Raw genomic sequence first — 13,246 nt, 5'->3', positions numbered from 1 at the left:
GTCAGACAACGGCACGTCCGTGCGCCCGCAGTGTCATCAGCGCCCGGATCGTCACCATCGGCCGCGCCTCCAGATGTGTTCCCGGTGCCCAGGAACGCCAGTTGACCGGCCAGCCGCCGTCCTGCTGCTGCTCGGCCGCCAGGAAGTCCAGCGAACGGTCCATCTCCTCGTCCGTGAACCACCCGCGCGCCAGCGAGCCGGGCGCCGCCGCGTAGTCGTGCGGGAAATGCTGCTCCCCCGGTGCGTAGCCGGGCGCGACCGGGTAAGCCGCCCGGTCCGCCGGTTCCAGCACCACCAGCCGCTGCTCCCGTACCTGGCGGCCGATCCGGTCGGCGGCCGCCTCGGCGCGCGACCGGTCGGGGGCCGAGTCGAGGAAGGCAACTGCCGCCTGGATCTCGTAGGGATGGGACCGCTCCAGGGAATCGACAGCGGCCCAGCAGAAATCGGTCGCCCGGAACAGCCAGGCATGCCACACCTCATTACGGTGCAACAGCCCCACCACGGGCCCGGTCGCCAGCAGCTCGCTCGGCGGGTCGTCGACGATCGGGACGAAAGGAGCGGACGGGTATCCGCGCTGCGAGGGATGAACGGCGGGCAGCGCGCCGTCCTTGGTGGACACCTCGGTGAGATAGCGGCAGATCCGCTCCATCCGCATACCGCCGCAGCGGCCGACGGAATCGAGGACCCGCAGCGCGTGGGCGGTGTGCAGTGGCTGACTGACCGGGCCGCGCAGATCGGGTTCGAGCGCGTGGCCGTAACCGCCGTCCTCGTTGAGGTAAGCGGCGAGCGCGGCCTCGACCTGGTCCGCCCCGCCGTCGAGGAAGTGATAAGCGAACCGCCGCTGCTCGAGCACCCGGGCCGTCAGCCAGATGAAGTGCTCGGCGCGGGCGAGAGGAGATGCTCCGGATCCGGCCATGTTCCGACGGTAGAGCGGAAAGCGCTCCCGGGCAGGGACGCGGGCAGGGTGCACTCTCAAGGGCGGGATACTGGAGGCATGCGGTTGACGATTTTCTGGGAGCGGATGGCGGAGCACTTCGGTGCCGGGTACGCCGATTCGTTCGCCCGCGATCATGTGATGGCAGAGCTCGGCCACCGGACGGTGTATGAAGCGCTCGCCGCCGGCTGGGAGACGAAGGACGTCTGGCGGGGAGTCTGCGCGGCGGTCGGCATCCCGGAGAGCAAACGCTGAGAGGTACGGCACACCGGGCGGCCCTGACCGGCGTCTCACCGGTAAGCGAGACTGAGCCAGTGGCACCGACTGATGAGAGCGCCGAGGACCGGATGATCCCCGACCAGAGCACGGACGACCGGACGACCGCGGGGCGGACGTCTCCGGTCGTGCCGCCGTCTCCCGATGGTGCCACGGCAGCCGGCTCACTGCGGATGCCCCGTTGGCTGCCGCGTGCGATGGTCCTCGCGCTGGCTCTCGTTGCCTGTTTTGAGCTGGGCAGTTGGGCCTTTTATCAGCTCATCGGGCTGCTCACCAATATCCTCATAGCGTTCTTCCTCGCGCTGGCGATCGAACCGGCGGTGGGACGGATGTCGGCCCGCGGTATGCGCCGCGGCCTTGCCACGTTTCTGGTCTTTCTCGGCGTGGTGATCGCGGGAGCCGGATTCGTCTTCCTGCTCGGTTCGATGCTGGCCGGACAGATCGTGGACATGGTCGAGGAGTTCCCCAAGTACCTCGACTCGGTGATCAACTGGTGCAACCACACCTTTCACACCGAGCTGTCCCGGCTGGACGTCCAGGACAGCCTGCTCCACTCCGACTGGCTGCAGAAGTACGTGCAGAACAGCGCGAGTGGCGTGCTGGACGTCTCGGCCACCGTGCTCGGCGGCCTCTTCCGGCTGCTGACGGTTTTCCTGTTCGCCTTCTACTTCGCCGCCGACGGGCCACGACTGCGGCGGGCGCTCTGTTCCGTGCTGCCCCCGTCGAAGCAGGCCGAGGTACTGCGGGCCTGGGAGATCGCGGTCACCAAGACCGGTGGCTACCTGTATTCGCGCGGCCTGATGGCGTTGGTCTCCGGGATCGCGCACTACATCCTGCTGGTCGCCCTCGACGTGCCGTACGCCCCCGCCCTCGCGATGTGGGTCGGCCTGGTCTCGCAGTTCATCCCGACCATCGGCACGTATCTGGCCGGCGCCCTGCCGATGCTGCTGGCGTTCACGGTCGACCCCTGGTACGCCCTGTGGGTGCTGGTCTTCGTGGTGATCTACCAGCAGTTCGAGAACTACGTGCTCCAGCCGAAGCTCACCTCGAAAGCCGTCGACATCCATCCGGCAGTGGCCTTCGGCTCGGTCATCGCGGGCACCGCCCTGCTGGGGGCGGTCGGCGCGCTCATCGCCATTCCTGCGGCCGCGACCCTGCAGGCGTTCCTGGGTGCCTATGTGAAGCGGTACGACGTGACGGACGACCCACGGGTGCACGGTCGGCGGCGCCGGCGTGACGGGGCCTCCTTGTTCGCCCGGATGCGCGCCTCGCTGCGGCAGGGACGCACGCCGCCACCGGGAAACACCGGCGGCTGAGTGCCCGCGCGGTGTGCTTGACACCAAAATCGAACATCCATTCTCATGGGATTCCGGGCCCAGCGCGGGTATGAGTCGCCGATGGGCCGGAGGGACGCCGGGGCCCATTGTCAGTGGCAGGGGATAGCGTCATTGACGTGAAGCGATCGACTCAAGCAAATCGGGTGGAACCCATGGCAGGCAACGACCGCGAGAAGGCGCTGGACGCCGCGCTCGCACAGATTGAACGGCAATTCGGGAAGGGCGCGGTGATGCGCCTCGGCGAGCGGCCGAACGAGCCCATCGAGGTCATCCCCACCGGGTCGACCGCCCTCGACGTCGCCCTCGGCGTCGGCGGACTGCCACGCGGACGCGTCGTCGAGGTCTACGGGCCGGAGTCCTCCGGCAAGACGACGCTGACGCTGCACGCGGTGGCGAATGCGCAGCGGCTCGGCGGCCAGGTGGCCTTCGTCGACGCCGAGCACGCCCTGGACCCCGAGTACGCGAAGAAGCTCGGTGTCGACATCGACAACCTCATCCTGTCCCAGCCCGACAACGGCGAGCAGGCCCTCGAAATCGTGGACATGCTGATCCGCTCGGGCGCGCTCGACCTGATCGTCATCGACTCCGTCGCGGCCCTGGTGCCCCGGGCGGAGATCGAGGGCGAGATGGGCGATTCGCACGTCGGTCTGCAGGCCCGGCTGATGAGCCAGGCGCTCCGAAAGATCACCAGTGCGCTGAACCAGTCCAAGACCACCGCGATCTTCATCAACCAGCTCCGCGAGAAGATCGGCGTGATGTTCGGCTCTCCGGAGACCACGACCGGTGGCCGGGCGCTGAAGTTCTATGCCTCGGTGCGGCTCGATATCCGCCGGATCGAGACTCTGAAGGACGGCACCGACGCGGTCGGTAACCGCACCCGTGTGAAGGTCGTCAAGAACAAGGTCGCGCCGCCCTTCAAGCAGGCCGAGTTCGACATCCTCTACGGCCAGGGCATCAGCCGTGAGGGCGGACTGATCGACATGGGCGTGGAGAACGGCTTCGTCCGTAAGGCGGGCGCCTGGTACACCTACGAGGGCGACCAGTTGGGCCAGGGCAAGGAGAACGCCCGTAACTTCCTCAAGGACAACCCCGATCTCGCCAATGAGATCGAGAAGAAGATCCTGGAGAAGCTGGGCGTCGGCGTCAAGCCGGAGGCCGTGACGGCCGAGCCGGGCGCGGACGCCGCGGGCGTCGTGGTGGCCGATGAGGCATCGAAGGCGGTTCCCGCCCCGGCCGGTGGCAAGGCCAAGACGGCCAAGACCGCCGCGGCCAAGAGCTGAGCCATGGTCCGGAGAACCGAATGGCCGGGGGCCACGGACTCCGAGGACAGCGAGGGGGAGAGGCCGCGGCAGCCGGTGAAACGGCAGCCCGGTGAGCGGACACAGAAGCCGCAGGATCCGGCGGAGCAGGCGCGGGCGATCTGCCTGCGCCTGCTCACCGGGACGGCGCGCACCCGCAAGCAGCTCGCGGATGCGCTGAGCAAGCGTGAGATCCCCGAGGAGGTCTCCGAAGAGGTGCTGTCCCGCTTCGAGGAGGTCGGGCTCATCGACGACGCCGCCTTCGCGGACGCCTGGGTGGAATCCAGGCACCGCGGCCGGGGACTTGCCAGGCGGGCGCTGGCACGCGAGCTCCGCACCAAGGGGGTGGATTCCGAGCTCATCGACGAGGCCGTCGGGCAGCTCGACTCCGAGCAGGAGGAGGAGACAGCCCGCGAGCTCGTCGCGCGCAGGCTTCCCTCGACACGTGGCCTGGAGCGCGACAAACGGCTGCGCAGGCTCGCGGGCATGCTGGCCCGCAAGGGGTATCCGGAGGGCACGGCCCTGCGAGTGGTCAGACGTGCGCTGGAGGAGGAGAGCGAGGAGTTGGGGGGCGATGACGCGGTATTCTCGGACCACGAGAGTGCTTAGCGTTGCCCCCTCCCAGGGCGCTCACCACGGTCAATTGACGTCGGCTGTGCGCTCCTCCCGCACCGTCGAGGCGGAGCCACCGCGTACGGCGTCGGCCGCCTCGTACAGCTCCGCGGGACGCACCCCGGCGAAGGCCGCGACCAGGTGGCCGTCCGGTCGTACCAGCAGCACGGCGTGTGCGGAGGCACCCGGATAGGCCTCGGCCACCAGAAGTTCGGCCTGCACCGGCAGGGCGGTCACGGCAGCGGCCAGCCGGGGCATCACCCCGGCCGTCAGCCAGTGCCGCCGGTCCCAGACGCCGGTGCCCGGGGCCACCAGGACCACCAGCAACCTGGCGTGTCCCAGTCGGTCCCGCAGCCGCACCGTCGTACCGTCCGGTGCCGTCACCCGGACGTCGGCAACCGGCCCGCCGACCGGTGTGCCGATCGGAGTCTGCGCGGGGGCGCGGGCGGGCGCGAGGGGGGAGCGCGCGTAAGTGGCGGGCGCTCCCAGCGCTCCGCGTCCCAGATGGCCATCGGCGAGCAGTGCGTCATGCCCACGCGAGGCTCCGGGCAGGTACGTCCGCAGCCCGCCGCCGCGCAGTATCGGCAACGACTGGTCGGCGGCGCGCAGCCGTGCGGCGACGGCCGTGCGGCGCTCCGCCTGGTAGCTGTCGAGCAGCACTTCCGAGGCGCCGTGGTGCCAGGCCCGGGCCAGTTTCCAGGCCAGGTTGTCGGCGTCCCGCAGCCCCTCGTCGAGCCCCTGGGTGCCCAGGGCGCCCAGCAGATGCGCCGCGTCGCCGGCCAGGAAGGCCCGGCCCACCCGCCAACGGCGGGCGAGCCGGTGGTGCAGGGTGTAGACGCCGGTGTCGATCAGCTCGTAGGGCGGTGTCTCGCCGCACCACCCGGCCAGCGCGGCCCGTACCCGCGCCACCAGTGCCTCGGGCGTGACCAGCTCGGCACGCGGTGGCAGCAGCCAGTCGATTCGCCAGGTGTCGTCGGGAAGCGGACGAGCCGTCACTTCCTCACCGCCCGAACGCCATGGCGGCATCCGGTGCAGCAGTGCCTCACCGGGCCACGGCAGTTCGGCGCGCAGCGCGGCGACGGCATGCCGTTCCACCGCCGTACGGCCCGGGAAGCGGACATCCAGCAGTTTGCGCACGGTGGACCTGGCCCCGTCGCAGCCGACCAGATGGCTGCCGCGCCACCAGGTGGACTCCGGCCCGGCAGTGTGCGCGGCGATCCCGGTGATGTCCTGCTCGATGGTGTCGATCCGGCTGCCTCCGACCAGCGTCACCAGGTCCTGGGCGGCAGCCGCGGTCCATAGGCCGCGAGTCAGTGCATGCTGCGGCAGATGCAGTGGCGAAGGCTCACGCGAACCGGTCGGCCCGTCGAAGTCACCGAAGTCGTCGAAGTCACCGAATTCCACATGCTGTACCTGCTGACCCCGCCGGATCGCTCGCCAGGCCACCCAGTGAGCGGCGTCGTCGGGGTGCAGTGTGCAGCCGAGCCGCTCGACGAAGCCTGCCGTGTCGGGCCGCAGCACGACCGTACGGGCCGGACGCGGTTCATGATCACCGGTGCCCTCGTCGAGTACGACGGAGGGAACGTCCTGAGCAGCCAGCGCCAGCGCCAGCGCGAGCCCGACGGGACCCGCGCCGACGACGATCACCGGGTCCATGGTGCGACTCCTCGGACCCGTACGGAGAAGTTGCTGACGGCAGGTTGAGCCCGGTGCACGATCACAGAACGTATGCAACCGACTGGGGATGCCCCCGTCAAGCGAGCACGGGCGCCGCGCGGGAGCACGGGGCAAGAGCTGAGCGATACGGGTGACGTGATGGGTGTCACAGCATGAGCGGAGCGAGTGCTACTGGCGCCAAGCAGCAGCGATGTGCGGTGAGGGCGGCAGCGTGTGCACACTGCCGCCCTCGATCGACGCTCCGTCAGGTCGGTCGGATCTGGTCGCTCCGGGTATTCGGCGCCGCGACGGTTTCCAGGCCGCCGCCCGGTCCTGCTTCCACCGAGGCTCCTGTGGACTTCTTGCCGCGGCGCAGCTGCGCTTCGAGCCAGCTCGCGAACAGCGTGAGGAGGTAATTCAGCGCGATGTAGATCAGCGAGATCACGAAGAGCGTGGCGATCACGTTCGCACCGTAGTTCGCCGTGATCTCGCGGTTCCGCGACAACAGCTCGGACAGACCGAGCAGCGAGCCGCCCAGCGCCGTGTCCTTGACGATCACGACGAGCTGGCTGATCAGGGCCGGAAGCATGGCGGTGACGGCCTGCGGCAGCAGGACATTCGTCAGGGTCTGGCCCTTGCGCATGCCGATGGCCTTCGCGGCATCGGTCTGACCGTTCGGCAGAGTGAGCACGCCGGCCCGCACGATCTCGGCAATGACCGATGCGTTGTAGAGGACGAGACCGGTCACAACGGCGTACAGCGGCCGGACGTCCGAGCCGATGTCGGCGTACTGGATGTAGAGCTGGTTCGCGAACATCATCAGCAGCAGCACCGGGATGGAGCGGAAGAACTCCACCGCGACACCCGCGATCCAGCGGACCCAGGCATGGTCGGAGAGCCGGCCCAGTCCGAGCAGCGCGCCGAACGGCAACGCGATCACAATGGCGAGGGCCGCCGCTTTGAGGGTCTCCATGAGGCCGGGAAGCAGATAGGTCGTCCAGACTCTGGAGTCCGTGACGAAGGGCTTCCATTTCTCGGCCGCGAGCTGGTTCTTGTCCGCCATGGTCGCCACGACCCACCAGGCAGCAAGCGCGAGCAGCACGAGGAAGACGATCGTATAGACGACGTTCCGCTGCTTCGCGCGGCGGCCGGGGGCGTCGTACAGCACCGAGGTCATCGCTTCACCGCCGCTCGTTTGGCCACCCAGCCGAGGAACAGACCGGTCGGGAGGGTGAGAACGATGAAGCCGAATGCGAAGACCGCGAAGACCGCGATCAGCTTGTCGCTCTCGTTCTCGATCATGTCCTTCATCAACGTCGCCGCCTCGGCCGTACCGATCGCCGCGGCCACCGTCGTGTTCTTCGTCAGCGCGATCAGTACGTTCGCCAGTGGAGTGACCGACGAGCGGAAGGCCTGCGGAAGAATGACCAGCGTCAGGACCTGCGTGAAGCTGAGCCCCAGCGCGCGTGCTGCTTCCGCCTGCCCCACCGGAACGGTGTTGATGCCGGAGCGCAGTGACTCGCAGACGAAGGTTCCGGTGTAGGCGATCAGCCCCAGGACGGACAGCCTGAAGCCGATGTCCTTGAAGTTGTCAGCGCCGAGAGCGAAGCCCAGCGTCTGGTTCAGCCCCAGCGAGCAGGCGACGATGATCACCGTCAGCGGGATATTGCGGACGATGTTGATGTAATCGGTGCCGAAACTGCGCATCATCGGGACCGGACTGACCCGCATGCCGGCCAGCAGTGTTCCCCACAGGAGGGAACCGATGGCCGAGTACACGGTCAGTTGCACCGTGACCCAGAAGGCACCGAGCACGTCGTACTGCCCGGAATCAAGAAAGTCGAACACGTTGCCCCGCGCTCTCCCGTGGTCGGATGGCGCGGCGCGCCGCTGGTGCGTACGTGTTCACCGGACAGCGCGCCGACCGAGGATCAGCTGGTTTCGGTGATCTTGGGTGCCGGCTCGTTCTTGTAGTTGGCCGGACCGAAGTTCTTCTTCACGGCGGAATCCCAGGAGCCGTCCGAGACCATCTTCTTGAGCGCGTCGTTGATCTTGCCCTGGAGCTTGCTGTCGCCCTTCTTCAGGCCGATACCGTAGTTCTCGTCGCTCAGCTTCAGGCCGGCGAGCTTGAACTTGCCCTGGTTCTGCTTCTGCGAGGCGTAACCGGCGAGAATCGAGTCATCCGTGGTCAGCGCGTCAACAGCCTTGTTCTCCAGGCCGGTCAGGCACTCGGAGTAGCCGCCGACCTGCTGCAGGTCGGCCTTCGGAGCAAGCTTGTCCTTGATGTTCTGCGCCGACGTCGAGCCGGTCACGGAACAGAGCTTCCGCGAGTTGAGGTCCGACGCCTTGGTGATGGTGTTGTCGTCGGCACGTACCAGCAGGTCCTGGTGGGCCAGCAGGTAGGGACCCGCGAAGGACACCTTCTGCTTGCGCTGGTCCGTGATGGAGTAACTGGCGACGATGAAGTCCACGTCGCCGGCGGAGATCAGGTTCTCCCGCTCGGCGCTCGGGGCTTCCTTCCAGTTGATGTCCTTGGCCGCATAGCCGAGCGACTTGGCGACATAGGTCGCGACATCGACGTCGAAGCCGCTGTACTTGCCATCAGGGGTCTTCAGACCCAGCCCGGGCTGGTCGAACTTGATGCCGACGGTGATCTTCTTGCCGCCACCACCGCCATCGGCCGCATCGTCCTTGTTCGAGCCACAGGCAGTGGCCGTCAGGGAGAGAGCGAGGACTGCGGCGGCTGCCGCGCTTGCCTTGACGATCTTCATGGTTGAACTTCCCTCACGTACGTCAATGGTCGGCCGGTCGGGCCGAACCTGAATCAGCCTGAGCAGCCGGTGTCCCGAATGGGTGCGGAAATCAGTGGTGCAGGATCTTCGACAGGAAGTCCTTGGCCCGGTCACTGCGCGGGTTGCTGAAGAACTGGTCGGGCACGGCCTCTTCGACGATCTTTCCGTCGGCCATGAAAACGACCCGGTTGGCGGCCGAGCGGGCGAAGCCCATCTCGTGTGTCACGACCACCATCGTCATGCCGTCACGGGCCAGTTGCTGCATGACCTCGAGGACCTCATTGATCATCTCGGGGTCCAGCGCCGAAGTCGGCTCGTCGAAGAGCATGACCTTGGGGTCCATCGCCAACGCCCGTGCGATGGCGACACGTTGCTGCTGGCCGCCGGAGAGCTGCGCCGGGTACTTGGCCGCCTGTGTTCCGACACCCACCCGGTCGAGCAGCGAACGTGCCTTGTCCTCCGCGGCCTTCTTGTCGGTCTTGCGCACCTTGACCTGACCCAGCATGACGTTCTGCAGGACCGTCTTGTGCGCGAAGAGGTTGAACGACTGGAAGACCATGCCGACGTCGGCGCGCAGCCGGGCCAGCTCCTTGCCCTCCTGGGGAAGCGGCTTTCCGTCGATCGAGATCGCGCCGGAGTCGATCGTCTCCAGGCGGTTGATGGTGCGGCACAGTGTGGACTTGCCGGAGCCGGAGGGCCCGATGACGACCACGACCTCGCCGCGGGCGATGGTCAGGTCGATGTCCTGGAGCACATGCAGCGCGCCGAAGTGCTTGTTGACGTTGCTCAGCACGACCAGATCGTCCGCCGTCGGGGCAGCTTCCTCAGCGGGCTTGGTCATGGGCACTTTGCTCATCGGCTGTTCGCTCCGTCCTCCTCGGCTGCTAGGGCAGTCGTGGTTCGAAGGACAGTAGTGAGCGGTACGACCAGCGTCATTACATCTGAGCGGAAATTGAGCATCACGATCCGGTAGCGCCCCGATACGCTCCGGTTACCACATGTGAGCATGGTCCTGCGCGGAGTACCGGGTGCATAACGGAACCCCCGGCGGCAGGAGGATGCCCTTGACTGGTGCGCCGGCCATCGGCGTGGATGCCCTGGTACCTGTGAAACGCGGGTACGGGCGCAAAGTGAACCGCACAACGGGAGGGGGCCCATGAGACTGCTGCTCGTGGAGGACGACAACCGTGTGGCCGCCGCGCTGTCCGCCATACTGGCCAGACACGGCTTCGGCGTCGTGCATGCCCGGAGCGGTGAAGAGGCGCTGCACGCCCTGCTGCCCGATGACGAGGAGCCCTTCGGTGTCATCCTGCTCGATCTCGGGCTGCCGGACCAGGACGGATACGAGGTGTGCGGGAAGATCCGCAAACGGACGACGACCCCGGTGATCATGGTGACCGCCCGGGCCGACGTGCGCTCCCGGATCCATGGGCTGAACCTCGGCGCCGACGATTACGTGGTCAAGCCGTACGACACCGGGGAGCTCCTCGCACGTATCCATGCGGTCAGCCGGCGCACGACCACCGGCGAGGACACCGGAGCAATCCCCGCGGTCGCGCTGCACCTCGGGCCGGTCGAGATCCAGCTGCCCACCCGGCGCGTCAGCGTCGCGGGCACCGAGATCCAGCTCACCCGCAAGGAGTTCGATCTGCTCGCGCTGCTGGCCCAGCGCCCCGGTGTGGTCTTCCGCAGGGAGCAGATCATCAGTGAGGTGTGGCAGACCAGTTGGGAAGGGACCGGTCGCACCCTCGAGGTGCACGTCGCCTCGCTGCGCTCGAAGCTGCACCTGCCCGCGCTTATCGAGACGGTGCGGGGTGTCGGCTACCGGCTCGTCGTCCCGGCCGCTGCCTGAGGCGCGTCACCTCCCGTGCGCGCCAGGCTGCTTCCGCTGCTCATCGTCCTGATGGCCGGTGTGCTGCTCGCGCTCGGCTTCCCGCTCGCGCTGAGCCTCGCCGGGGCCCGTCAGCAGAGGGTGATCGTGGACCGGCTCGACGACACCGCGCGGATCGCGGCCGAAGCACAGTTCGTCACCGAGATCCCGGCCAGTGAGGCCGAGCGGCACAGCACCCTCCAGAACGAACTCGCCCGCTACGACACGGTGTACGGAATCCGGGCCGGCGTCTTCTACCGCGACGGCCGGGCCATGGCGGCGGCGCCGCGTTCCTGGACCGTGCCCGCCGTGGGCGAAGGCCGGCAGGCCTTTCAGGAGGCGCTCGCGGGGCGGCGCAGCAGGGACCCCTCGCAGGTCTGGCCCTGGCGGCGCGGGCGGCTGGTCGTCGCATCGCCCGTGGTCAGGAACGGCGACGTGATCGCCGTGGTGGTCACCGACTCACCCACCGGGCAGCTGCGCTCGCGGATCGTGCGCGGCTGGCTGCTGATCGCCGCGGGGGAGACCGCGGCGATGCTCCTCGCGGTGGGCGCCGCCATCCGGCTCACCGGGTGGGTGCTGCTTCCGGTGCGGACGCTGGACGCTGCCACCCATGGCATCGCGACCGGACGGATGAAGTCGCGGGTCGCATCCGGCGGTGGCCCGCCCGAACTCCGCCGGCTGGCCCATTCGTTCAACGAGATGGCCGACAACGTCGAGGATGTACTGGAACAGCAGCGCGCCTTCGTGGCCGATGCGTCGCACCAACTGCGCAACCCGTTGGCCGCGCTGCTGCTGAGGATCGAGCTGCTCTCGTTCGAACTCCCCGAGGACAATGCGGAGATCGCCTCGGTACGCACGGAGGGGAAGCGTCTTGCCGAAGTGCTCGACGATCTCCTCGATCTGGCACTGGCCGAACACACCGATGCGGAACTCCGTCTCACCGACATCGCCGAACTGGCCCTCGAGCGGGTCGCCGCCTGGCGTCCGCTCGCCGAGGGCAAGGGCGTCCGCCTCACCCAGGACGGCGCAGCCGCGGTCACCGCCTGGGTGGACCCGGTGGCGCTCTCCAGTGCGCTGGACGCGGTGATCGACAACGCGCTGAAGTTCACCCCGGAGGGCGAGCAGGTCACCGTCACGGTCTCCGCACACGGCGCCACCTGCCGGATCACTGTCGCCGACGGCGGACCGGGGCTGGGTCAGGACGAGCTCGCCCGGATCGGTGACCGCTTCTGGCGCAGCAATCGTCACCAGAACGTCAAGGGATCCGGCCTGGGGCTGTCCATCTCGCGCAGCCTGCTCAGCTCGGGTGGTGGCTCGCTGAGCTATGAGCAGAACGAGCCGCACGGCCTCCGGGTGACGGTCACCGTGCCACGCACCTCCCCCGGCTCCTGAGGACTGTCCCGGCGGGCGGCCCGGCTATGGCTTGACCGACCGGTAGTAGCGCCTGGCGCCCTCGTGCAGCTTCAGCGGGTCCGTGTAGATCGCGGTCCGTACGTCCACCAGCTGCGCCGCGTGCACCTGGCGGCCTATCCGGTCGCGGCTGCGGATGACGCTGCGGGTGAAGCCCTTGGTCAGTTCCGGGTCCTCCCGGTCGGTGGTGACCAGCACATTGGCGACCGCGACGGTCGACACCGGGCCGTTGTTCCGCGCCTCGCGGTAGGCGTCGCCGGGGATCGCCGCCGCGCGGTAGTACCGGGTGGTCCCGCCGCCCGCGTGCAGCCGGGTCACCAGGTCGTCGAGGGGGACCAGCCGGATCGGATGACGTGCGGCCAGGTCGCGTACCGCGTCGGTCGGCAGGCCACCCGACCAGAAGAAGGCGTCGATCTTGCCGGCCTCCAGCAGCGCTGGATCGGTGTCGATCCCGGCCGGCACCGCGGTGATGTCCTTCTGCGGATCCAGCCCGGCAGCCCGCAGTACCCGATCCGCTATCAGCCGTACCCCGGAGCCCGGCTGCCCCACGGCCACCCGCTTGTGTCGCAGGTCGCCGGCACGCTGCACTGCGGAGCCGTTGTCCACGGCGAGCTGCACATAGTCGTCGTACAACCGGGCGCAGCCGCGCAGCCGGTCCGCTCCGGGCTTGCCGTCGGCGATGTACTGGGCGATCGCATCGGCGGTGGCGATGGTGAAGTCCGCCTTGCCGGCCGCGACCCTGGCCAGGTTCTGCTGGGAGCCCTCGCTCGGCTGCAGATCGATCGTGACCCCGGGCAGGTCGTGTGCGAGCGTCGGTTTGAGCAGCTTCCCGTAAAGCTGGTAGACCCCGGTGCGCACCCCCGTACTGAAGGTGACCGAGCCGCGCGGGGCCGACGGGCCTACGGGCAACAGCCACCACATCAGCAGCCCCAGGACCACCAGCGCGGCTGCGGAGCCCTGCAGGGCACGCCGGCGGCTGAGGTGGGACGGCAGAGTGCACATGCGCGCGATCCTGCCAGTTCATTCCCCCCGAGGAACAGGGGGTGCCGCTGCCCGTACCC

General features: G+C 68.3%; 13 protein-coding genes. 6 read left to right on the top strand and 7 right to left on the bottom strand.

Going from position 1 to position 13,246, the window contains the following annotated elements:
• Position 1: 1 nt before the first annotated feature.
• Positions 2-916, bottom strand: coding sequence for a hypothetical protein (locus AB0M87_RS10120; RefSeq protein WP_365851441.1), 915 nt, complete (start codon positions 914-916; stop codon positions 2-4).
• A 78-nt stretch (positions 917-994) separates the two neighbouring features.
• Between AB0M87_RS10120 and AB0M87_RS10115 the strand changes: the two genes are divergently transcribed.
• From AB0M87_RS10115 to recX, 4 genes are all read left to right on the top strand, one after another.
• Positions 995-1,189: a DUF3046 domain-containing protein gene (locus tag AB0M87_RS10115; protein ID WP_365851440.1), complete on the top strand. Its 195-nt coding sequence runs from the start codon at positions 995-997 to the stop codon at positions 1,187-1,189.
• A gap of 194 nt (positions 1,190-1,383) precedes the next feature.
• The gene (locus tag AB0M87_RS10110) at positions 1,384-2,526 is read left to right on the top strand and encodes an AI-2E family transporter (protein WP_365851489.1); all 1,143 of its coding nucleotides are present in this window, start codon (positions 1,384-1,386) and stop codon (positions 2,524-2,526) included.
• Positions 2,527-2,699: 173 nt separating this feature from the next.
• A complete protein-coding gene (recA, locus tag AB0M87_RS10105) occupies positions 2,700-3,827 on the top strand; it encodes a recombinase RecA (RefSeq protein WP_365851439.1) in 1,128 nt (375 codons plus the stop codon).
• 3 nt (positions 3,828-3,830) lie between these two features.
• A complete protein-coding gene (recX, locus tag AB0M87_RS10100; protein WP_365851438.1) occupies positions 3,831-4,454 on the top strand; it encodes a recombination regulator RecX in 624 nt (207 codons plus the stop codon).
• Between the two features lie 30 nt (positions 4,455-4,484).
• Here recX and AB0M87_RS10095 read toward each other — a convergent pair whose 3' ends face one another.
• The 5 genes from AB0M87_RS10095 to AB0M87_RS10075 all read right to left on the bottom strand — a co-directional run bounded on the left by AB0M87_RS10095 (position 4,485) and on the right by AB0M87_RS10075 (position 9,761).
• On the bottom strand, positions 4,485-6,113 hold the full coding sequence (locus AB0M87_RS10095) for an FAD-dependent monooxygenase (protein WP_365851437.1): 1,629 nt from the start codon (positions 6,111-6,113) through the stop codon (positions 4,485-4,487).
• A 265-nt stretch (positions 6,114-6,378) separates the two neighbouring features.
• Positions 6,379-7,290, bottom strand: a complete 912-nt coding sequence (locus AB0M87_RS10090) for an amino acid ABC transporter permease (RefSeq protein ID WP_365851436.1) — start codon at positions 7,288-7,290, stop codon at positions 6,379-6,381.
• The gene (locus AB0M87_RS10085; protein WP_365851435.1) at positions 7,287-7,961 is read right to left on the bottom strand and encodes an amino acid ABC transporter permease; all 675 of its coding nucleotides are present in this window, start codon (positions 7,959-7,961) and stop codon (positions 7,287-7,289) included. Before AB0M87_RS10085 ends, AB0M87_RS10090 begins: the two co-directional genes overlap by 4 nt.
• 83 nt (positions 7,962-8,044) lie before the next feature.
• Entirely contained in the window at positions 8,045-8,884 is an 840-nt protein-coding gene (locus AB0M87_RS10080) for a glutamate ABC transporter substrate-binding protein (RefSeq protein WP_365851434.1), read from the bottom strand.
• A gap of 91 nt (positions 8,885-8,975) precedes the next feature.
• A complete protein-coding gene (locus AB0M87_RS10075; protein WP_365851433.1) occupies positions 8,976-9,761 on the bottom strand; it encodes an amino acid ABC transporter ATP-binding protein in 786 nt (261 codons plus the stop codon).
• Positions 9,762-10,061: 300 nt separating this feature from the next.
• Here AB0M87_RS10075 and AB0M87_RS10070 point away from each other — a divergent pair, with 300 nt between their 5' ends.
• Together AB0M87_RS10070 and AB0M87_RS10065 are read left to right on the top strand one after the other, a co-directional pair.
• The gene (locus AB0M87_RS10070) at positions 10,062-10,757 is read left to right on the top strand and encodes a response regulator transcription factor (RefSeq protein ID WP_365851432.1); all 696 of its coding nucleotides are present in this window, start codon (positions 10,062-10,064) and stop codon (positions 10,755-10,757) included.
• A gap of 15 nt (positions 10,758-10,772) precedes the next feature.
• Positions 10,773-12,167 carry a HAMP domain-containing sensor histidine kinase gene (locus tag AB0M87_RS10065; protein WP_365851431.1) on the top strand — a complete coding sequence of 465 codons (1,395 nt, stop codon included), beginning with the start codon at positions 10,773-10,775 and terminating at the stop codon, positions 12,165-12,167.
• A gap of 24 nt (positions 12,168-12,191) precedes the next feature.
• Here AB0M87_RS10065 and AB0M87_RS10060 read toward each other — a convergent pair whose 3' ends face one another.
• Positions 12,192-13,187: a TAXI family TRAP transporter solute-binding subunit gene (locus AB0M87_RS10060; RefSeq protein ID WP_365851430.1), complete on the bottom strand. Its 996-nt coding sequence runs from the start codon at positions 13,185-13,187 to the stop codon at positions 12,192-12,194.
• Positions 13,188-13,246: the final 59 nt, after the last annotated feature.

The organism is Streptomyces sp. NPDC051320, from assembly GCF_040682175.1.
Lineage (GTDB): Bacteria > Actinomycetota > Actinomycetes > Streptomycetales > Streptomycetaceae > Streptomyces.
This window is presented reverse-complemented; position numbering and strand designations above follow the sequence as displayed.